Origin of the sequence: Microlunatus kandeliicorticis (assembly GCF_014137855.1) — a bacterium.
In the GTDB taxonomy this organism is placed as follows: domain Bacteria; phylum Actinomycetota; class Actinomycetes; order Propionibacteriales; family Propionibacteriaceae; genus Microlunatus; species Microlunatus kandeliicorticis.
This window is the reverse complement of the sequence record NZ_JACGWT010000006.1, coordinates 183,676-202,271: the sequence shown is the minus strand read 5'-3', so window position 1 is coordinate 202,271 and position 18,596 is coordinate 183,676. Positions and strand designations below refer to the sequence as shown.

Below are 18,596 nucleotides of genomic sequence, written 5' to 3'. Positions count from 1 at the left end.
TCAGGGCAGGGTGGCGACGGTCTCGTCGGTCGCGACGCTGCCCCAGACGGTCTCGGCGGCGTGGGCGAAGGCGGTGAGCGCCTGGCCGACGGCCTCCCGCTGCGCCGGGTCGACCTGGGCCAGCACGGTGGCCAGCTCGCGACGTCGGTAGCCGGTGACCTTCTGCACGGTGCGGTGTCCGCGGGTGGTGAGCCGCAACAGGGTCTGACGGCGGTCCTCGGGCTGCACCCGCCGCTCCACCAGTCCGGCGTCGACCAGCCGGTCGACCATCCGCATCGCGGTCGACGGGGCCACGTCGAGGGCCTCGGCCAGCGCACTCAGGTTGCGCGCCCCGCTGTCGAGCACCACCAGCATCCGGAACTGGGGCAGCGTCACCTCGGGGGCGGTGGCGATCGAGCGCGCCGACAGGGCGACCAGCGCGCGCGAGGCGGCCAGCACGCTGTCGACCAGCTCGTCGGTCACCGGCGGCGCGACCGTGCGCGCGTTCGTCCTCCTGCTCGGCACAGAACGAGGTTAGGCCGACTGGCGTGCTGACACCAAACATTGCACAATGCAAAAGTTGGCGTGTGCGAGGAGAGGTGGGCGTGGCGATGGCGACGGCGCGGGTGATGCCGCTGTGGACGTGGGGCGGCCGGTACCGACGGCGGGTCGAGCTGGGCGGGCTCGCGTTGCTGGTCGGGGCCGGCGCCGGTCTCGGCGCCGTCGGCTTCCGCTACCTGATCCTCGGCCTGACCCGGTTGCTGACCGGCTTCGACGACTACGCCGCCCACCCCGGGGCCGCCCACCCCGGTCTGCCGGGCCTCGGGCGCTGGTTCGTGCTGCTCACCCCGGTGCTGGCCGGGCTGGTCTACGGGCCGCTCGTCCAACGGTTCGCCCGCGAGGCCCGCGGTCACGGCGTCCCCGAGGTGATGCTGGCGGTGGCGCGGTCCGGGGGCCGGATCCGCCCCCAGGTCGCGGTGGTCAAGGCGGTGGCCAGTGCGCTGTGCATCGGGGGCGGCGGATCTGTCGGTCGTGAGGGGCCGATCGTCCAGATCGGCTCGGCGCTCGGGTCGTCGCTCGCCCAGCTGTTCCGGCTCGACGAGGCCCGGATCCGCCTGCTGGTGGCCTGCGGTGCCGCGGGTGGGATCGCGGCCACCTTCAACGCGCCGCTGGCCGGGGTGTTCTTCGCGATGGAGCTGATCCTCCGGGCCTGGACGGTCGAGGCGTTCGGGCTCGTGGTGGTCTCCTCGGTGACCGCCAGCGTCATCGGGCGGGCGGCGCTCGGGGACGAGCCGTTCCTCCGGTTGCCGGCCTTCACGGTCGGGCACCTGGTGCAGTACCCGCTGTTCGCGTTGCTCGGGGTGGTCGCCGGACTCGTCGGGGTCGGCTTCTCCCGGGTGCTCTACCTGGTCGAGGACGTCTGCGACCACGTCTGGCGCGGCCCGGAGTGGCTGCGGCCGGCGGTCGGTGGTCTGCTGCTCGGCGGGGTGCTGGTCGCCCTGCCGCAGCTCTACGGCGTCGGCTATCCCGTGCTCGGCCGGGCGGTGGCCGGCGGGTACGCCATCGGCTTCCTGTTGGTGCTGCTGGTCGGCAAGATGATCGCCTGCAGCCTGACCATCGGGATCGGCGGTTCGGGCGGGGTGTTCGCGCCGGGGCTGTTCTGCGGCGCGATGGCCGGTGCCGCGTTCGGCGACGTCGTCCACCTGGTGCTGCCGGGCGCGGGCGGCTCGGTGGGGGCGTACGCACTGGTGGGCATGGGGGCTGTGTTCGCCGGTGCCGCGCGGGCGCCGATCACCGCGGTGGTGATCATGTTCGAGCTCACCGGTGAGTACTCGATCATCCTGCCGCTGATGCTGGCCATCGTGCTGGCCACGGCGGTCAGCCGGCTGGTGTCGGCCGACACCATCTACACCCGCAAGCTGCTCCGGCGGGGGATCGATCTCGACGCACCGGCGGAGCCCGAGCTGGCCACCCGGCCGGTGCAGATGATCATGGGACCGGCGCCGGAGCCGGTGCGCGCCGGGACCGGTCTGCGCGAACTGGCCGACCGGTTGGCCACCGGGACGACACCGACGGTTCCGGTGGTCGACGGGGACGACCGGCTGCTCGGCGTCCTCGACACCCGGCAGGTCCTCGACGCGCTGGCGGCGGGGGAGGACAGCGACCCGCTCGACCTCTGCCGGCTGGTCGACCCGCTGGAGCCGGACGCGCCGGTCTCGACGGCGATCCGGCTGATCGACGACGGCCTCGGCGCGGTCCCGATCGCCCAGGGCGCCACTCTCGTCGGGTGGGTCACCCAGCGCGACGTCCTCGCCGCGGTGGCCGAGGCGTGGCGACCGGCGGCGCCGCGGGACGGCGTGCGCGGGACGGCCGAGGCGGTCCCTGCTCACCGCTGACCGGCGTCCGGCCCTTCCGCTGGGGTACTGATCGGCGCTGTCAGACTCGGGAGGTGCCGTCCGACCCCGACCCGCAGGCCCCCGCCGTGCCCGGTGCCGTGGCCGTGGCGTTCGGGGTCACCGTCGAGCGTTCCCTCGGCGGTCGCGCCAGCCGCAACTGGCAGGTCCGCCGTGACGGCCGGGCGCTGGTCCTGCGGGAGACACTACGAATGCCGTGGCAGACGCCGGACACCCACGCGGCCGCGGTGCACTGGCGCCGTCGAGCCCAGTCGGTCGTGCGCGACCGAGACTGGCCCGCCGCCGAGCCGATCGCCGAGCCGGTCTCGGTCGGCGACGGCTGGTGGACGCTCGAGGCATTCCTGCCCGGATCGGTCCCGGACACCCTCTCGGCCGAGCGGTGGGGCAGCCTGCTGGCCGAGTTCCACGGACTCGAGGGGGTGACCGGTCTCGGACCGCAGCCCGGGTCGTTCGACCAGCTCGCTGCGCTGAGCTGGCGGGATCCCGAGGCGGTGATCGACGCCTGCCGTGACGCGGAGGACCGCCGTTGGCTGACGTTGCGGCTCCGTCAGGCCCGTGAGCTGGCTGCCCGTTGCGATCTCGGTGCAGGGCCGCGTCACCTGGTGCACGGCGACTTCGTCACCCACAACCTGCTGTTCACCGGTCGCCGGCTGACCGGACTGCTCGACTTCGAGCTGGCCACGGTCGACCACCGGACCGCGGAGCTGGTCAACGTCTGGCGGTGCCGCTACGACGACCGGCTGCTCGCCTACCACGCGGCCCGTCCGCTCGCCGACGACGAGTGGCCGGTGCTGCTGCTGCGGTGGTGGTCGTTGCTGCTGGGTCTGGCGTTCGTCCACCTGGCGGCTGGTCGCCAACCCGACCGCTGGGAGCTCGACGGGTTGCGCCGCACCACCGCGATCGCCGAACGGCTCGCCCCGTGACGGCTCGCCTGGTCACGACCGACGGCCACCGAGCTGAACGGCCGCGGGTGTGCCTCCGGCCGCTGGAGGTCGACGACGTCCCCGTCCTCGTCGGCTGGGCAGCCGACGACACCTTCCGGTCCCGGGCCGGCTGGAGCCGCGGACCGGGGCCCGAGCTCAGCGCGTTCTGGCACGGTCAGGTCGCGACGCCGGCGCGCGACCTGCTCCGGCTCGGTGTGGTGCACGCCGGGGATCTGGTCGGCTACGTGGATCTGCATGGACGGGATGCGCACGAGCGCGAGCTCGGCTATCTGATCGGCCCCTCGGATCGCTGGGGCGCCGGTCTCGGGACGGCGGCGGCGGAGGCCGGGCTGGCGTACGCCTTCGACGTCCTCGCCTTCCGGGCGGTGTGGGCGGAGAGCGACGACCCGGTGTCCCTCCGCATCCTGCGGCGACTCGGGCTGACCGAGACGGAGCCGCGAAACGCGACCGACGGCTTCGCTTTCCGGCGGCTGCGGATCGAGCGCCCCGCGTGGGCGGCGTGGTGCGGGCGTGACTCTCAGCAACCGGGCGATCCGCTGTCGTAGGGTGCCGACGACCGGCGGCGGAGACGTCCCGGTCACAGGCTCGGCGGGTTCAGCAGAGGGCTCGCCGAGCCGATCATGATCGGCTCGGGGTGCCGACCCGCACCCGTCGAGCAGGAGCGGTCGTCCGCGGCAGCCCCGTCGGGCGCGACCGGCTCACAGAAAGCTCTGATCTTCGGCACGGAGCATCGGCGCCATGTTCCCGTCGATCTTCGGGCTGCCGGCCCACCCGCTCATCGTGCACGCCACCGTGGTGCTGATCCCGACCGCCGCCGTCAGCGTGCTGCTGGCCACCCTCTGGCCGCGGTTCCGCCAGTGGTTCGCCTGGGGCCCGGCCGCGCTCTCGCTGCTGGCCATCGTGCTGTACCCGCTGACCACCGAGTCCGGCGACACCCTCGAGCACAAGCTCGGGCCCAACCCGCTGATCGAGAGGCACTCCGAGCTGGCCGACGGGCTGCTGCCCTGGCTGATCGTGCTGGCGGTGGCCGCGATCGGCGTGGTGGCCTGGCGCTACTCGGGCATGCGTCCGCTCGGCGGTCGGGTGGTGCCGCGCTGGCTCGCCGGGGTCACCGCGGTGCTCGGCGTGGTCGCCGCGGTGGGCACGCTCGTCTGGGTGGTGCTCGTCGGCCACAGCGGGGCCGAGGCGGTCTGGCAGAGCAACTGAGGTGGGAAGCAGCGCCGTCGCCACGGGTCGCCGGTCGTGCATAGTGACACCGTGAGGCCGCGGCTCCTGCTGGTCGAGGACGACCGCCAGCTCAACGCGATGCTCGTCCAGCTGCTGAGCGACGAGGGCTACGAGGTTGAACCCGCGCTCGACGGGCAGCGGGGCCTGCACCTCGCCCTGACCCGCGACTACGACCTGATGGTGCTCGATCGCGGGCTGCCCGCCCTCGACGGGCTCGACCTGCTGGGTCGGCTCCGGCAGCGCGGGGTGGTCACCCCGGTGCTGGTGCTCTCCGCGCTCGGCCTCGTCACCGACCGGATCGAGGGCCTCGACGCCGGAGCGGAGGACTACCTCGGCAAGCCCTTCGACGTCGACGAGCTGCTGGCCCGGCTGCGCGCCCTCACCCGGCGGCACCGCGAGGAGGCGCAGGGGCTGGCGGTGCCCGGTGGCTGGCTCGACCTCGAGACCCGGGTCGTCCAGCTCGACGACGGCGCCCGCGTGGACCTCTCCGAGCGGGAACGCGACCTGCTGGCGACCCTGGCGCGTCAGCCGCGCCAGGTGCTCAGCCGGGCCACCCTGCTCTCGACCGTCTTCGCCCAGGCCGACGAACCCGGCGTCGTGGACACCTACGTCCACTACCTGCGCCGCAAGCTCGGCCGCGGGGCGGTCCGCACCGTCCGTGGGATCGGCTACCAGCTCGGTCAGCGATGACGCGCCGACGAGTCCGGCCCCGCCCGGACGCCGAGCTCCGCCGGGCGTCCCGGACCCTGGGGGCCCAGGCCGCTGCGCTGCTGCTGGCCATCCTGGCGCTCTTCGCGGCGATCGTCGTGGTGCAGGTCGTCCGCGGGCAGAACGCCCAGACCGTCGACGTGCTCGACGAGGCGGTGGCCGCGGCCCACGGTGGCCGACCTGACCGGCCCGACGGCGACGACGCCCGGATCCGCTCGGTCTCGGTCGCGGTCTCCGACGACCACCACTTCGCCGTCGACGGGGCGATGCCGGCCGGCCTGCCCGACCGGGCGGTGATGGACACGGTGGCCCGGACCGGCGTCACCGACCAGCGAACGGTGGAGCTCGACGGGCGGCACTACGCCGTCCGTACCGTCCGCACCGGTGACGACACCGTCCAGGCCGTGCTCGACCTCTCCGAGGACCGCTCGGAGCTGGGGCGGCTGGTGCAGGCGATGATCGTGGCCGGGCTGGCGGGGATCGTGGTGGTCGCCGCCGCCTCGGCCTGGCTCGGCGGCCGGGTGGTGGCGCCGCTGGTCGAGGCGCTCGGGATGCAGCGCCGTTTCGTCTCCGACGCCGCCCACGAGCTGCGCACCCCGTTGACCCTGCTCAGCACCCGGGCGCAGCTGCTGGCCCGGCGGATCCGCGCGGGTGACGGTCGCGCGGGCGTGGCGCGTCCCGCCGAGCTGGCCGACCTCGACGGCCTCGTCCAGGACGCAGCCAACCTCACCGCCATCCTCGAGGAGCTGCTGCTCTCCGCCGACGTCCGCGCCGCGCCCGCGGAGGACGTCGACCTGGCCGCGACCGCCGCCACCGCGGTGGCGGCCGCGACCGGGCAGGCGCAGCAGGCCGGGGTACGACTCCGGGTGGTGAGCGAGCCGGCGTCGCCGTTGGTGGTCCGGGCCTCGCGGGCGGCGCTGCTGCGCGCCCTGACCGCGCTGATCGACAACGCCGTCGACCACGCCGAGAGCGCGGTCGAGGTCGAGGTGCGCGCCGGCCGGGCCGGTCGCCGCGGTCCGGGGCCCCGGGTGGTGGTGTCCGACGACGGGCCCGGGATCCGGGCCGACCAGCTCGACCAGATCTTCGACCGGTTCGGCGGCGAACGGCGGGGCGAGACCGGTCCGCGCCGTCACTACGGGCTCGGGCTCTCGCTGGTCAGCGAGATCGTCGCCCGGTACGGGGGCTCGGTCCGCGCCGACAACCGTCCCGGCGGCGGTGCGGTCTTCACGGTCACCCTCCCGCCCGCGGCTCGCCCGCCACGGTCCGGGCCGGGTGCCCGGGCCTGACCGGGGTGTGAGGTACTGACCGGCGGGGTAGCTGATCCAGGCACCCAATCCGCGATCCGACGACGGAGGTCGACCATGACGCAGCCCGACGAGTCCACCGAGCAGACCCCCGACGGGACGGCCTCCGACGAGCAGCAGGACACCGGCGGCGCCGCCGACCGCGTCAAGCAGAAGATCGGCGAGGCGGCCGCGGCGGCCCGCGACAAGCTGCCGGGCGGGGGAGACGGCAGCCCCTCGCCCAGTGGCCCCGGGGCACCCGGCTACGTCCACAACGACGAGGTGGAGGCCGAGCACCAGCAGGACTGAGCCCCGCGCACACCTTTCGCAACGCCCCGACCTGTCACCCGAGGAGCACCGGGTGGCAGGTCGGCGCGCTTTCGGCCCCTGCACCGGAACCCGCGTGAAATCCGTCCGCGGGTCCGCGTGACGACCACCCGGCTCGTGGCGTCCTCACTGATGTCACAGCGAACACCCACCGCCCTCCGCGGGCCCGGCCGTCGGCCGGAAGCCGCGGATCCGACGGGCGCTGACGCGCGCCCTGCGGCCGGTGGGACGGACGGGAGGAGTCGGATCATGGTGCGACGTCGGCAGTTCACCGGGCGAACCGGTCACCGGCGTCTGGGTGGACGTCCCCGCGGGGTCTGGGTGGCCTTCGGGGTCGGAGTCCTCGGCGTGGTCGTGTCGGTCGTCGTGCTGATCTCGGTGATCGGGCTGATCGGCAGCGGCGAGGGCGTCACCGGTGGGATGCTGCGCGTCCCGGTCGGCAAGATCACCCTGGTGGTGGTCCTCGGCTACCTGATCACACTGGCCCTGCTCGTCCTCACCGCGACGTCGCGGTCGCTCGTGCGCGCCTGGGTCTCGGCGGTGATCGCGTGCGTCGTCTCGCTGATCGTCTCGGTCTACCCGCTGGTCGCCACCGCCACGGCGGCGGTGTCGCAGGCGCACCAGGTGCTGCCCTTCATCGCCGACCTCATCCACCGCGTCGCCGGCTGACCGGTCGCGCGCGCCTGATCCGGAGCCGGAGCGCCTCGCGTCCCGGGCTCCGGTCACGGCTGTCCACGCACCCGGGTGAGCCGCACCCGGGTGTCCTGACCCGACCCACGGAGTCACCCACCCGGCGGGTTCCAGCGGAACCCGCAGAACAGGAGGAACACTCATGAAGAACCGCACTGACGCCGGTGCGGCTGCGGCCGGGAACGCCCCGACCGCTGCCGCCGAGCCCACTCCGTCGGTGGCCGCCAAGCTCGGGGCCGAGCTGATCGGCACCTTCGTCCTCGTCTTCGGCGGCTGCGGGACCGCGATCTTCGCGGCCACCGCGCAGACCCCGACCAAGATCGAGGTGGGCGTCGGCTACGTCGGCGTGGCTCTCGCCTTCGGCCTCACCGTGCTGGTGATGGCCGCCGCCGTCGGTCCGATCTCCGGCGGGCACTTCAACCCGGCGGTGACCACCGGTGCCGCGATCGCGGGACGGCTCGAGCCGAAGCTGGTGCCGCTCTACTGGATCGCCCAGGTGCTGGGGGCCAGCGTCGCCGGCGGTGTGCTCTACCTGATCGCCTCGGGTCGTCCGGGCTTCGACCCGGTCGGGTCCGGCTTCGCCAGCAACGGTTACGGCGACCGCTCACCCGGCGGGTTCTCGCTCGCCTCGGGCGCGGTCACCGAGATCGTGCTGACCGCGGTGTTCGTGCTGGTCATCCTGCTGGTCACCGAGGCCCGTCGCGCGCTCTCCTGGGCTCCGGTGGCGATCGGCCTGACCCTGACCCTGATCCACCTGATCTCGATCCCGGTCACCAACACCTCGGTCAACCCGGCGCGTTCGCTCGGGGTGGCCTGGTTCGCCGGTCCCGCCGCGCTCTCGCAGGTCTGGCTGTTCATCGTCGCGCCGCTCGTCGGTGGGGCGATCGCCGCGTTCGGCTACCGGCTGGCCACCCACGCCCGGAGCTGAGCCTCGTCTCAGCTCCGGCACCAAGATCAACACCTGATCGGAAAAAGTTCGTGCCGGCCCGTGACGAAGCTCCCGCCGGGAGCGTCTTCATGGGTGCAAGGTCCTCACACAGCGAAGGAGTTCGGAACATGTCGCAGTCCGTTGTCCCGGCCACGGGTGAAGAGCGTCGCCAGGCTGAGGCCAAGGCGGCCAAGGAGCAGGCGAAGGCCCAGGAGCAGCAGCAGCCGAAGGAGCTCGACGCGCTGCACACCGAGCACGGTGACACCAGCATCGCCGACACCGTCGTCGCCAAGATCGCCGGCATCGCCGCTCGCGAGGTGCCGGGCGTGTTCGCCATGGGCAACGCCGCGCGCCGCGCGATCAACCAGCTCGCGCAGCGGATCCCCGGCGGCCAGACCAACGTCAGCGGCGGGGTCTCGGTCGAGAAGGGTGAGCGGCAGACCGCCATCGAGATCGCGATCGTCGTCGACTACGGCGTCTCCATCGTGAACGTGGCCGACCAGATCCGCGAGAACGTGATCAACGCCGTCGAGTACGGCACCGGCCTCGAGGTCGTCGGCGTGAACGTCAACGTGACCGACGTCCACCTGCCCGAGGACGACGACGACGCCGACACCGGCTCGTCCTCGTCGGAGGGGCTGCGCTGACTCAGCGCTGATCCCTGGGCCCGGACCGGCTCGATACCGGTCCGGGCCGCGCAGGGAGGGCCCGAAGGGCCGCTCCCGCGAAACCCCGGTCACCGCGCGAGTCTCGCGATGATCACCCGATCTCCACCCTGCGGTCATGATCACCCGACCGTGACCACCGGATGGCGATCGGGCGAACACCTGGTGACCGGACCACGAGCAGTCTGATCGACGCACGTCGTCGAGCGAGGAGGAAACGAGATGTCGCGAGTCACAGTGGCCTTGTTCGTCGGCCTGGTGCTGGGGGTGACGGCCGCCTTCGGGACCTTCGGGTCCTTCGTGATCGTCGCCGTCTTCGGGGCGATCGGCCTGGTGGTCGGTCTGGTCCTCGACGGCCGGCTCGACGTGCAGGGCGTCCTCGGGCGCAGCACCGAGAAGCGATGAGCACCGCGGCGCCCGCCCTGGCCGGACACCCCGGCCGGGGGACCTCGGACGCCGCCCGTCGCGGACGACTGGTCCTGGCGGACGGCGTGGTCGAGAAGATCGCCGCGCAGGTCGTCGCCGAGGTCGGGGTCTCCTACGGCACCTCCGGGGGCTTCCTCGGGATCGGGGCCAAGGCCGACCGCAGTGCACGACCCAAGGTCGACGTCGACCTGTCGACGGCGACCAACACCGCCGACCTGGCCATCAGCGTCGGCATCGCCTACCCGGCCTCGCTGCGACGGGCCACGGACCAGATCCGGTCCGTCGTCGCCGAGCGGGTGGCCCGGCTCACCGGCGTCCAGGTCCGGCGGGTCGACATCGACGTGGAGTTCCTGGCCGTCCCCGGCGCCGAGCGCGCCGCTGAGGGCCGGGACGGCAGGAGGGAACTGCGATGAGTCGCTCGGACGCGCGCTCGCGCCGACTGCGTCGGCGCCCGAGCCGGACCGTACCGGCCTCGATCGTCGCGCTGGTGCTGCTGGCCGCGGGGGTGCTGGCCGTGCTGGCCGGCGTCTTCCGCCTGATCGACGGCAGCTGGGCCGCTCCGGTGCGCTCCGGGGCGAAGGGCCTGGCCGGCCTGACCTGGGGCTCCGGCGCCTTCCTGGGCATCGTGATCGGTGTCGGCGTGATCGGTCTGGTGCTGCTGCTGGCCGCGATCATCCCGGGCGGCTACACGTCGGCCCGGCTGGCCGCCGGCGGCGCCGGGGTCGCCGCCCAGACCGAGTTCGTGATCTCGCAGCGCGGGCTGGCCCGGCTGGCCGCGGCCACCGCCGAGGAGATCGACGGCGTGGAGCGGGTCTCGGCCTCGGCCGGCGGACACCGCGTCCGGGTCGCCGTCACGACCGCCACCGACGCCGAGGCGCGGCAGCTCCGCGACCGGGTGCAGCAGGCGGTCAGCCAGCGGCTCTCCGCCGCGGGGGTGCAGCCCGCCGCGCGGGTCAGCGTGAGCGTCCACACGAGGGGGATCTGATGCGACAGACGGCTTCCGCACTCAACCGCGGCTGGCTCGCCGTGATCGGCCTGGTGCTGATCATCGCCGCCGCTGTGGCCGGGATCGCCCGGGCCGGGCTGCTGCCCAGCATCGGCCGGGCCACCGGGCTGAGCCTCCGGGCTCCGGCCGACGGCACCAAGCTGCTGCCCGGCGGCAGCGTCTGGAACCAGAGCTGGGTGATCGTGGTGGTCATCCTCGTCGGCGTGGTGCTGGCGCTGCTCGGCCTGGCGTGGCTGATCGCCCAGGTGCCCCGCACCAACCAGGCCCGGCCGTTCCGGTTGCACGACTCGACCGAGCACGGGCTGACCCGGTGCGAACCCAAGGTGCTGACCGACGCGGTCGAGACCCAGACCAAGGCGTTCCCTGGCGTCACCGACGCGTCCGCGGTGCTGCGTGGCACGGCCGACCGGCCGGAGCTCACCCTCAAGGTGACCTGCGCGGACCGGGCCGATCTCAGCGGGCTGATGGGCCAGTTGGAGAGCACGGTCGCGGCCGGCCTCGGTCAGGCGCTCGAAGCCCCGGTGCAGCGGTTCGGCGTGCTGGTCGAGGTCGACCGCGGCCGCCGCAGCGAGCGCGCGGTCACCGTCTGACGCTCCGCGCGACGACCAGCAAGCACCCAACACGCAGGACGAACGGCCGGATCGGCTCCGGCCGACACCAGGACCCTCACGGGTCCGGAAGGAGGACCGACGGATGGCTGACCCCACCCGGCAGGAGACGACGCAGGACGTTCGGCAGGAGACCCGACCGGCACTCGCCCCGGTGGGCCAGGAGGCACCCAAGCCCGAGACCAAGGCTCTCGAGGCGGCCCGCGCCGCCGCCGTGGCGGTGCCGGGGGTGCACGATCTCGGGTCCACCCTCCGACGCCGGCTCAGCGGGTCGGTGCGCCGGGTGCAGGGCTCCCGGCTGGTGTCGGCCACCGGGATGAGCGCCGAGGTCGGTCGGGGCGCGATCGCGCTCGACCTCGGTCTGGTGATCGACTACGGCACCTCCGCCCCCGAGGTCAGCGACCGGGTCCGCCAGGCGGTGAGCGACGCGGTGCACACCCGCACCGGTCTCGACGTGGTCCGGGTCGACGTGTCCGTCGACGACCTCAAACTTCCGCAGGAGCAGCAGGACCGCTGGGACGAGGACCTGCGCCGGCTGGCCGCCGAGCAGGCGGACCGGGTGCGGCAGATTGCCGGCGACTCGGCCCGCAAGGCCAAGCAGGCGGCGTCCGACGCCGCCGAGCGAGCAGGGGAGACCGCGAGCCAGGCGCGTGACGCCGCGGCCGAGAAAACCGCCGAGGCCCGGGACGTGGCCGCCGAGAAGGCCGCCGAGGCCAAGGACGCGGCGGCCGACGCCGCCGACTCCGCGGCCGCGGCGATCGACGCGGGCGTCGACCGTCTCGACGAGCGCCGCGCCGAGGCGAGCGAGCCGGCGGCCGATCTCGCCGCAGAGATCGTCGAACGGCTGCAGGACACGCCGCAGGAGACGGTGACCGTCACCGAGACCCGCACCGTGACCGTCGCCCCGGCGGAGACCGAGCACGCCGGGGGCGAGCACGCCGAGCACGAGCACCACGAGGTCGGGCACCTCGAGCACGATCACCACGAGGGCGACCACCACGAGGGTGAGCGCCGCGACCACTGACGCGACACCGACCGCGTGCAGACCGACACCGACCGACAGGAGATGATCATGGCCGCCGCGACCAAGCCCGCCAGCAGGAGCACGAAGAGCACCGCGAAGAAGACGTCCGCCGCGAAGCCGTCGTCGAAGAAGAGCTCGACCAAGAGCACGGGCACGAGCACGGGAACGACGACCGCCTCGAAGCGCCCGGCCGCGAAGACGTCGGCGCAGCCCGTGGCCAACCCGAAGGCGGTGGCCCGGGCCCGCGAGCAGCTCGAGCAGGCCGACCGGAAGCTGGCCACCGTCCAGAAGCTCGAGACCCGGGTGACTCAGAAGCTCTCCGCCGACGCCCAGCGGGCCCGCAACGTCAAGAAGTCGCTCCGCGCCTCGGAGGAGCTGCTCGACAAGCTCGACGAGCGGCTCGGGCAGGCCAAGGAGGCTCGTAAGGAGGCGCGGAAGAAGCTCCGGAAGCTCGGGGCATGAGGACCACCACGACGGAGTGCGGGCGGGGGTCTGCCGCCGTCGTGGCGGGACGGGCGAACAGTAGGGTCGGATGACCGTCAGCCCATCCGGTCACGGGGCCGACGAGTCCAGGGGAACGCAGGAGCGGACGGGAGACGATGGTGCCGCGCAGCTCAGGGAGGCGACCGTCGTCGGCCGCGCCCAGGACGGTGACGTCGACGCCTTCGAGCAGCTCGCCCGCAGCTACCAGGGGCCGCTCTTCCGACTCGCGTACCGCCTGCTCGGCGATCGGGGAGAGGCCGAGGACGTCCTGCAGGACGCCCTGGTCCAGGCCTGGCGCCGGCTGCCGATCCTCACCGATCCCGAGGCCTTCCACAGCTGGATCTACCAGATCGTCACGCGGCGGTGCCTGTCGGTGCTCCGCACCCGGGGCCGCCGCCGCACCGATCCCGCCGAGGGCGACGAGCTCGCCGAGGTGCTCGGGGACCGGGCGGCGCTCTTCGGCTCGCGCGACGACGACCCGGCCTCGGCGGCGGAGCTGTCCGCCCAGCTGCGGGGGCTCTCCGACCTGCTCGCCGGCCTCCCGGAGGACCAACGGATCTGCTGGGTGCTGCACGAGCTGCACGAACTGACCTATCCCGAGATCGCCTACGCCATGAACCTCCCGCTCTCGACCGTCCGCGGTCGCATCGCACGCGCCCGGCAGAACCTCACGAAGGGAATGGACTCATGGCGGTGAGCACGTCGACCCGCCTGGGTTGCGGCCGCGACATCGACGACGTGTGGGCCGGTGTCGACCGGCCGCCGGACGCCCACGAACGCACCTGCCCGGACTGCCGAGCCGCCCGCGCGAGCCTGTCGCAGCTCGCCGAGGTCACCGCCGAGCAACGGCGTCGTGACGTCGAGGACCCCGAGCTGCAGCCGAGCCCGCAGGTGCTCGAGCGGATCATGGACATCGCCCGCGCGGAGGTGCGGCACGGGCGGCGGCTGCCGCTCGACGAGCCCGAGCCGCACCGCCCGACCGCCGACCTGACGGTCAGTGAGCAGGCCCTGGCCTCGGTGGTCCGGAGCGCGGGCGACACGGTGCGCGGGGTCGAGGTGCGCCGGGTGCGGATCGAGCTGCCCCGCCGGCGACCCTGGGTTGCGTCCGATGCGGTCGCCGACGACTCGGTCGCGCCCGACGGAACCGGCTTGACGACGTCCACCCCAGGACCCGATCCGGAGCCGCGTCCGGCGCGTGTGGCACTGTTGCTGCAGATCAGTGTCGCCGCCTCGGCGTCGATCCCCGCGGTCACGAGCGAGCTGCGGCAGGTCGTCCGCGAGGCCGTCGAGAACGAGGTGGGGATGGATCCGGTGAAGATCGACATCAGCGTGCAGGACCTGCACGATGAGTGAGCGGTCACTCCGCCCCTCCGACCGTTTCCCCCGCAACGACCCGAGCAGCCCGTCGGGCGCGCCGCTCGCGACCAGTGAGCCGGGACCCGCGCTCCGGCACCTCGACCCGACGGGGATCGCGCCGTCAGTCCGTCGGCCCGGTCCAAGCCCTGCTGGTGCGGGGACGAGCGTCGTGCGTCCGACCCCGGCCGCCCTGGCTGCCCACCTGAGCGAGCTGGTCACCGGTACGCCGGGCGTGGCACGGATCGAGCCGTCGCTGCGCGCGGGCGCACACCCCTTCGCGGACGGGGTCCCGTTCCGCTCCGCCCGGGTGGTCGACCACTACGGCGTCGTCGACGTCGAGGTGGACGTCTCGGTCCGGGCCGGCCACCAGGCCCGGGTGATCGCCCGCACCCTCCGGCTCCGGCTGCTGCACGCCCTCGAGGAGCAGGGCCTCGTCGCCGGCTCGGTCGTGGTCAACGTCCTCAGCATCGATCGCACACCCGACGCCTGAGCCCGGCCCTCGACGCACGGACCCGGATCACCGGCGCGCGTGGCGGCGCTTCGACGGGCTCAGCGCACGTAAGGGCTCAGCGCACGTAAGGGCTCAGCGCACGTGGGGCGCTTCGAATGGCTCAGTGCGCGGGCTCAGGCTCCGGGTCGGACGGCGACCGCGAGCTCCTGCTCGACCACGCGCTGGCAGCCGGCGAGCTGGCCCCACTCGTCGGGGTCGGGACCGTCGTAGACCAGGCAGAGCGGGCCGGTGAAACCGGCGTCGAGGACGGCGCGCAGAGCGCCGCGGTAGTTCTCGGTGTCCAGAGCGCCGTCGGGCGTCGTCCGGCACTTGGCGTGCGAGGTCTCGGCCAGGCCGCCGATCCGGGCCAGCTGCGCGTCGCGGTCGGGCACCGTCCAGTTGGCCAGGTCGACCAGCAGTCCCACGCCGTCCCCCGCGGTCTCGAGCAACCGGACCACCTCGGCGGCCGACGGCAGCAGCGCCATCCAGTTCTCGGTGACCAGCCGGACCGAGGTGCTCGCCGCGAGCCGGGCCAGCCGCCGGGCGCTGGCGTCGAGCCGTTCGGGCGTCGGGTCGGCCTGCCCGGCGATCACCCGGGCCCTAGTGGCTCCCAGGGTCTCCGCGTCCTCGAGCCAGCCGGCGATCCAGGCCTCGTGGGCGTCGGCATCGGTCGGGTGGACCAGGTCGCCGGCGTCGACGAGCAGAGCGTCGAGCCGGACGCCCGCCGTGGCCAGCGCCGACCGCAGCTCGGCCAGATAGCCCGGGTCGCGGCTGGGCAGGTGGAAGTGGCAGATCTGGACGGTGTCGTAGCCCCGCGCCACCAGCTCGGCGGGCAGGTCGAGCAGCTCGAGCGCCCCCGCGGCGGCCGGGGTGGGCGTCAGCTGCTCGCTGCCGTCAGGATTGGCGTGGGGGGCGATGAAGCCGCCCAGGGTGCGGTGCAGCGACCAGGCGTGCAGAGCGTGAGTGACCTCGGTGGCGTCGACCATGGTCCGACGCTAGCCAGCGGGTCGGACACCGGCTTGCCCGGGGCGGTCGAGGTCGCGGCGCCAGCGGACGGCGGACCCCTGGGCGGCGGTCACAGCAGACCCACAGGACCCTGCGAGGCCCGGCCCAGCCGGTGCTCCCAGAATCCTCCTAGATCGTGGAGGTAGAGATATATCGTGACCCAGACGTGGGCCGGCGCGAGGCCGGTGACCCGAGCCGAGCCCGTGACGCCGCCCGTCGGCGCCGGACGCCCGCTCGACGCCGACGCGCGCACCGACCGCACCGTCCGGCTGCTCACCGGGCTGGCGCTCTGGGCCGGGCTGCTGCTGGTCACCTACTGGTGGCTGGTCGACGGCGGGGTGCGCGACCTGGCCCACTGGGTCACCGGCCTCACCTCGGTCGGCCGGATCACCGGTCTGTGGTCGGCCGAGCTGCTGCTCGTCCAGGTGCTGCTGATGTCCCGGCTGCCGTTCCTCGAGCACGCCTGGGGGCGGGACCGGCTGGCCCGGATCCACCGGGTGGTGGGCTTCACGTCGTTCGACCTGATGCTCGCGCACGTCGTCACCATCGTCGGGGGCTACGCCTCGGCGCGCTGGTCGCTGGTGCCCGCGACGGTCTGGGAGCTGGTCACCGCCTACGGCGGGATGCTGCTGGCGGTCGCGGCGCTGATCTGTCTGATCATCGTCGTCGCCACCAGCCTGCGGGCCGCACGGCGGCGGCTGCGGTACGAGTCCTGGCACCTGTTGCACCTCTACGCCTACCTGGGCGTCGGGCTCGCGCTGCCGCACCAGCTGTGGACCGGGCAGGAGTTCCTCGATCGTCCGGCCGCCACCGTCTTCTGGTGGTCGCTGTGGGGTGCCGCGGCCGCCTCCGTGCTGGTCTGGCGGGTCGGGCTCCCGCTGGCCCGGGGTCTGCGGCACCGGCTCCGCGTCACCGCGGTGGTCACCGAGGCACCCGGCGTCGTCTCGGTGCACCTGAGCGGGCGGCGGCTCGACCGGTTGCCGGTCCGCGCCGGGCAGTTCCTCACCGTGCGCTTCCTCGACGGCCCGGGCTGGAGCCGCGGCAACCCGTTCTCGCTCTCGGCCGCCCCCGACGGGCGCCGGCTCCGGGTCACCGCCAAGGCGCTCGGCGACGGGAGCAGCCGGTTGGCGGCGGTGCGGCCCGGCACCCGGGTGCTGTTCGAGGGCCCCTACGGGCGGCTGAGCAGCCGGGCCCGGAGCCGTCGCAAGGTGCTGCTGGCCGGGGCCGGCGTCGGGATCACCCCCCTCCGCGCGCTGGCCGAAGGGCTCGACTACGCCCCGGGCGAGGCGACCCTGCTCTACCGGTTCACCGAGCAGCCGTTGTTCGACGACGAGTTCCGCTTCCTCGAGCAGCACCGCGGGCTGCGGGTGTTCCACCTGCCCGGACGACGGCCGCGGCCGGACTCGGTGCTCGGACCGCTGCGCAGCGGGATCACCGAGGAGACCGCGCTGCGCCGGGTGCTGCCCGATCTGGCCGAGCACGACGTGTTCCTCTGCGGCCCGGACTCGTGGACGGCGGGGTTCGTCCGGCTGCTCCGCTCGCTCGGCGTCCCGGCCGACCAGATCCACACCGAGAGCTTCGGATGGTGATCATGGCCGGAACGCAGCAGGAGGGCTTGACGATGATCACCGAAGAGCAGGGGAGCGGACGATGAGGCGCATCGTGATCTGGCTGGCCTCGACGGTCACGATCCTGGTGCTGATCTTCGGCTACCACACCTCGACCAACCGCACCGCGTCGGTCGGCGTCCCGTCGGCGACCGCCCCAGTCACCCCGGGCGGTGCGACGTCGGGTGCCCCGTCCGGTGCTCCGTCCGGTGGGGCGAGCTCGCCCTCGGGTGCCTCCCCGACGCCGAGCGCGACGAGCTCCGGATCGGCTGCCAGCAAGAGCTACACCGGCGCGGAAGCCCAGACCCAGTGGGGCATCGTCCAGGTGCGGATCACCGTCACGGCCGGCAAGATCACCGCCGTCGACGTCCCTGAGTACCCGAACGAGAACCCTCGCGACGCCCAGATCAACGCCTACGCGCTGCCGACCCTGGTGCAGGAGACGCTGACCGCGCAGAACGCCGAGATCGACATGGTCAGCGGGGCCACCGTCACCAGCGGCGGCTACCTGCAGTCGCTGCAGTCCGCCCTCGACCAGGCGGGGCTGTCATGATCACGACCGTCGGGCGGGTCGTCGAGCACCCGGTGCGGCGGCGGGTCGAACAGCTGATGGGAATGCCGGTCAGTCTGGCCGTGCGCGGCCCTGGCGCCGACGACCCGGCCGTCGAGACGGCCTGGCAGGCGGTGCTCGCCGAGCTGCGGTGGGTCGACGCGACCTTCAGCACCTACCGCGACGACTCGGCGGTCAGCCGGATCAACCGGGGCGAGCTGACCACCGCGCAGGCACCGCCCGAGCTGCGTGAGGTGCTCGAGCTCGCCGAGGCTGCCCGCCGCGACACCGCCGGCGCCTTCGACGTGCGCTACCGCCGTGCCGTCGGCGACGACCGGCTCGACCCGAGCGGGGTGGTCAAGGGCTGGGCGATCGAGCGCGCCGCCCGGCACCTGGCCGCGCTCGAGGACGTCGACCACTGCCTGTCCGGCGGGGGCGACCTGGTCTGCTCGGCGGCGCCCGGGCGGCCGGTCTGGCGGATCGGCATCGAGGACCCGCGCCGGCCGTCGGTCCTGGTGGCGACCGTCCCGGTCCGCCGCGGTGCCGTCGCCACCTCGGGGGCGGCGCACCGCGGGGCGCACGTCCTCGACGCCCGCACCGGACGCCCGCCCGTCGGGGTGGCGTCGGTCACCGTGGTCGCCGACTCGCTGACCGCCGCCGACGTCGACGCGACCGCCGCCTGGGCCCAGGGTTGGCAGGCGGCCTCCTGGCTCCGCGGACGTCCCGGTCGCACCGGACTGGTCGTCTGGCAGGACGGCACCCGCACGCTGATCGGCGCCGAGCCCGCGGCCTGAGCCTCCTCTCCCACCGGTCGGCGCGGATCGGTCCCACCGGGGCCGCCGGTGGGGCAGACTGCGCTCGTCGGTGCCGTCGACG

At 73.8% G+C, this 18,596-nt stretch carries 24 protein-coding genes; 22 read left to right on the top strand and 2 right to left on the bottom strand.

Annotated elements, in window-relative coordinates; genetic code table 11:
* Positions 1 to 504, bottom strand: a complete 504-nt coding sequence (locus tag FHX74_RS17780) for a MarR family winged helix-turn-helix transcriptional regulator (protein ID WP_220484149.1) — start codon at positions 502 to 504, stop codon at positions 1 to 3.
* An 86-nt stretch (positions 505 to 590) separates the two neighbouring features.
* Here FHX74_RS17780 and FHX74_RS17775 point away from each other — a divergent pair, with 86 nt between their 5' ends.
* The 19 genes from FHX74_RS17775 to FHX74_RS17685 all read left to right on the top strand — a co-directional run bounded on the left by FHX74_RS17775 (position 591) and on the right by FHX74_RS17685 (position 14,558).
* Positions 591 to 2,375 carry a chloride channel protein gene (locus tag FHX74_RS17775; protein ID WP_182561769.1) on the top strand — a complete coding sequence of 595 codons (1,785 nt, stop codon included), beginning with the start codon at positions 591 to 593 and terminating at the stop codon, positions 2,373 to 2,375.
* Between the two features lie 53 nt (positions 2,376 to 2,428).
* Positions 2,429 to 3,316, top strand: coding sequence for a phosphotransferase enzyme family protein (locus tag FHX74_RS17770; protein WP_182561534.1), 888 nt, complete (start codon positions 2,429 to 2,431; stop codon positions 3,314 to 3,316).
* A gap of 47 nt (positions 3,317 to 3,363) precedes the next feature.
* On the top strand, positions 3,364 to 3,882 hold the full coding sequence (locus FHX74_RS17765; protein WP_182561533.1) for a GNAT family N-acetyltransferase: 519 nt from the start codon (positions 3,364 to 3,366) through the stop codon (positions 3,880 to 3,882).
* Between the two features lie 193 nt (positions 3,883 to 4,075).
* Positions 4,076 to 4,543, top strand: coding sequence for a DUF2231 domain-containing protein (locus tag FHX74_RS17760; RefSeq protein WP_182561532.1), 468 nt, complete (start codon positions 4,076 to 4,078; stop codon positions 4,541 to 4,543).
* A gap of 51 nt (positions 4,544 to 4,594) precedes the next feature.
* On the top strand, positions 4,595 to 5,254 hold the full coding sequence (locus FHX74_RS17755; RefSeq protein ID WP_328823908.1) for a response regulator transcription factor: 660 nt from the start codon (positions 4,595 to 4,597) through the stop codon (positions 5,252 to 5,254).
* Complete coding sequence (locus FHX74_RS17750) at positions 5,251 to 6,558, top strand: sensor histidine kinase (protein WP_182561531.1); 1,308 nt, start codon at positions 5,251 to 5,253, stop codon at positions 6,556 to 6,558. The genes FHX74_RS17755 and FHX74_RS17750 overlap by 4 nt, the downstream gene beginning before the upstream one ends.
* A 75-nt stretch (positions 6,559 to 6,633) precedes the next feature.
* Entirely contained in the window at positions 6,634 to 6,864 is a 231-nt protein-coding gene (locus tag FHX74_RS17745) for a hypothetical protein (RefSeq protein WP_182561530.1), read from the top strand.
* 267 nt (positions 6,865 to 7,131) lie between these two features.
* Complete coding sequence (locus FHX74_RS17740) at positions 7,132 to 7,551, top strand: hypothetical protein (protein ID WP_182561529.1); 420 nt, start codon at positions 7,132 to 7,134, stop codon at positions 7,549 to 7,551.
* Positions 7,552 to 7,714: 163 nt separating this feature from the next.
* The gene (gene aqpZ, locus FHX74_RS17735; protein ID WP_182561528.1) at positions 7,715 to 8,500 is read left to right on the top strand and encodes an aquaporin Z; all 786 of its coding nucleotides are present in this window, start codon (positions 7,715 to 7,717) and stop codon (positions 8,498 to 8,500) included.
* Positions 8,501 to 8,628: 128 nt separating this feature from the next.
* The gene (locus FHX74_RS17730; protein ID WP_182561527.1) at positions 8,629 to 9,147 is read left to right on the top strand and encodes an Asp23/Gls24 family envelope stress response protein; all 519 of its coding nucleotides are present in this window, start codon (positions 8,629 to 8,631) and stop codon (positions 9,145 to 9,147) included.
* 240 nt (positions 9,148 to 9,387) lie between these two features.
* Positions 9,388 to 9,570: a hypothetical protein gene (locus tag FHX74_RS17725; RefSeq protein WP_182561526.1), complete on the top strand. Its 183-nt coding sequence runs from the start codon at positions 9,388 to 9,390 to the stop codon at positions 9,568 to 9,570.
* Positions 9,567 to 10,004 (top strand): Asp23/Gls24 family envelope stress response protein, encoded by a 438-nt coding sequence (locus FHX74_RS17720; RefSeq protein WP_182561525.1) that lies wholly within the window; start codon positions 9,567 to 9,569, stop codon positions 10,002 to 10,004. Before FHX74_RS17725 ends, FHX74_RS17720 begins: the two co-directional genes overlap by 4 nt.
* Positions 10,001 to 10,576, top strand: coding sequence for a DUF6286 domain-containing protein (locus tag FHX74_RS17715; RefSeq protein WP_182561524.1), 576 nt, complete (start codon positions 10,001 to 10,003; stop codon positions 10,574 to 10,576). The genes FHX74_RS17720 and FHX74_RS17715 overlap by 4 nt, the downstream gene beginning before the upstream one ends.
* Positions 10,576 to 11,187 (top strand): hypothetical protein, encoded by a 612-nt coding sequence (locus FHX74_RS17710; protein WP_182561523.1) that lies wholly within the window; start codon positions 10,576 to 10,578, stop codon positions 11,185 to 11,187. Before FHX74_RS17715 ends, FHX74_RS17710 begins: the two co-directional genes overlap by 1 nt.
* Before the next feature lie 103 nt (positions 11,188 to 11,290).
* The gene (locus FHX74_RS17705) at positions 11,291 to 12,229 is read left to right on the top strand and encodes an Asp23/Gls24 family envelope stress response protein (protein WP_182561522.1); all 939 of its coding nucleotides are present in this window, start codon (positions 11,291 to 11,293) and stop codon (positions 12,227 to 12,229) included.
* A gap of 48 nt (positions 12,230 to 12,277) precedes the next feature.
* A complete protein-coding gene (locus tag FHX74_RS17700; protein ID WP_182561521.1) occupies positions 12,278 to 12,691 on the top strand; it encodes a hypothetical protein in 414 nt (137 codons plus the stop codon).
* A gap of 70 nt (positions 12,692 to 12,761) precedes the next feature.
* Positions 12,762 to 13,409, top strand: a complete 648-nt coding sequence (locus FHX74_RS17695) for an RNA polymerase sigma factor (RefSeq protein WP_182561520.1) — start codon at positions 12,762 to 12,764, stop codon at positions 13,407 to 13,409.
* Positions 13,400 to 14,065 (top strand): Asp23/Gls24 family envelope stress response protein, encoded by a 666-nt coding sequence (locus tag FHX74_RS17690; RefSeq protein WP_182561519.1) that lies wholly within the window; start codon positions 13,400 to 13,402, stop codon positions 14,063 to 14,065. The genes FHX74_RS17695 and FHX74_RS17690 overlap by 10 nt, the downstream gene beginning before the upstream one ends.
* A gap of 172 nt (positions 14,066 to 14,237) precedes the next feature.
* Positions 14,238 to 14,558 (top strand): hypothetical protein, encoded by a 321-nt coding sequence (locus FHX74_RS17685; RefSeq protein ID WP_182561518.1) that lies wholly within the window; start codon positions 14,238 to 14,240, stop codon positions 14,556 to 14,558.
* A gap of 134 nt (positions 14,559 to 14,692) precedes the next feature.
* On the opposite strand, the gene FHX74_RS17680 is transcribed toward FHX74_RS17685, so the two are convergent.
* Complete coding sequence (locus FHX74_RS17680) at positions 14,693 to 15,544, bottom strand: sugar phosphate isomerase/epimerase family protein (RefSeq protein ID WP_182561517.1); 852 nt, start codon at positions 15,542 to 15,544, stop codon at positions 14,693 to 14,695.
* A 174-nt stretch (positions 15,545 to 15,718) separates the two neighbouring features.
* Here FHX74_RS17680 and FHX74_RS17675 point away from each other — a divergent pair, with 174 nt between their 5' ends.
* The 3 genes from FHX74_RS17675 to FHX74_RS17665 all read left to right on the top strand — a co-directional run bounded on the left by FHX74_RS17675 (position 15,719) and on the right by FHX74_RS17665 (position 18,514).
* Complete coding sequence (locus FHX74_RS17675) at positions 15,719 to 17,152, top strand: ferredoxin reductase family protein (RefSeq protein WP_328823907.1); 1,434 nt, start codon at positions 15,719 to 15,721, stop codon at positions 17,150 to 17,152.
* Between the two features lie 61 nt (positions 17,153 to 17,213).
* Positions 17,214 to 17,723 (top strand): FMN-binding protein, encoded by a 510-nt coding sequence (locus FHX74_RS17670; RefSeq protein ID WP_182561516.1) that lies wholly within the window; start codon positions 17,214 to 17,216, stop codon positions 17,721 to 17,723.
* Complete coding sequence (locus tag FHX74_RS17665) at positions 17,720 to 18,514, top strand: FAD:protein FMN transferase (protein WP_220484147.1); 795 nt, start codon at positions 17,720 to 17,722, stop codon at positions 18,512 to 18,514. The genes FHX74_RS17670 and FHX74_RS17665 overlap by 4 nt, the downstream gene beginning before the upstream one ends.
* Positions 18,515 to 18,596 lie beyond the last annotated feature (82 nt).

Coding starts and splice junctions, on each gene's coding strand:
- FHX74_RS17695 (WP_182561520.1), top strand. CDS start 12,762: ATGACCGTCAGCCCATCCGGTCACGGGGCCGACGAGTCCAGGGGAACG.
- FHX74_RS17700 (WP_182561521.1), top strand. CDS start 12,278: ATGGCCGCCGCGACCAAGCCCGCCAGCAGGAGCACGAAGAGCACCGCG.
- FHX74_RS17690 (WP_182561519.1), top strand. CDS start 13,400: ATGGCGGTGAGCACGTCGACCCGCCTGGGTTGCGGCCGCGACATCGAC.
- FHX74_RS17705 (WP_182561522.1), top strand. CDS start 11,291: ATGGCTGACCCCACCCGGCAGGAGACGACGCAGGACGTTCGGCAGGAG.
- FHX74_RS17680 (WP_182561517.1), bottom strand. CDS start 15,544: ATGGTCGACGCCACCGAGGTCACTCACGCTCTGCACGCCTGGTCGCTG.
- FHX74_RS17670 (WP_182561516.1), top strand. CDS start 17,214: ATGAGGCGCATCGTGATCTGGCTGGCCTCGACGGTCACGATCCTGGTG.
- aqpZ (WP_182561528.1), top strand. CDS start 7,715: ATGAAGAACCGCACTGACGCCGGTGCGGCTGCGGCCGGGAACGCCCCG.
- FHX74_RS17745 (WP_182561530.1), top strand. CDS start 6,634: ATGACGCAGCCCGACGAGTCCACCGAGCAGACCCCCGACGGGACGGCC.
- FHX74_RS17740 (WP_182561529.1), top strand. CDS start 7,132: ATGGTGCGACGTCGGCAGTTCACCGGGCGAACCGGTCACCGGCGTCTG.
- FHX74_RS17750 (WP_182561531.1), top strand. CDS start 5,251: ATGACGCGCCGACGAGTCCGGCCCCGCCCGGACGCCGAGCTCCGCCGG.
- FHX74_RS17725 (WP_182561526.1), top strand. CDS start 9,388: ATGTCGCGAGTCACAGTGGCCTTGTTCGTCGGCCTGGTGCTGGGGGTG.
- FHX74_RS17710 (WP_182561523.1), top strand. CDS start 10,576: ATGCGACAGACGGCTTCCGCACTCAACCGCGGCTGGCTCGCCGTGATC.
- FHX74_RS17730 (WP_182561527.1), top strand. CDS start 8,629: ATGTCGCAGTCCGTTGTCCCGGCCACGGGTGAAGAGCGTCGCCAGGCT.
- FHX74_RS17720 (WP_182561525.1), top strand. CDS start 9,567: ATGAGCACCGCGGCGCCCGCCCTGGCCGGACACCCCGGCCGGGGGACC.
- FHX74_RS17665 (WP_220484147.1), top strand. CDS start 17,720: ATGATCACGACCGTCGGGCGGGTCGTCGAGCACCCGGTGCGGCGGCGG.
- FHX74_RS17715 (WP_182561524.1), top strand. CDS start 10,001: ATGAGTCGCTCGGACGCGCGCTCGCGCCGACTGCGTCGGCGCCCGAGC.
- FHX74_RS17775 (WP_182561769.1), top strand. CDS start 591: ATGGCGACGGCGCGGGTGATGCCGCTGTGGACGTGGGGCGGCCGGTAC.
- FHX74_RS17760 (WP_182561532.1), top strand. CDS start 4,076: ATGTTCCCGTCGATCTTCGGGCTGCCGGCCCACCCGCTCATCGTGCAC.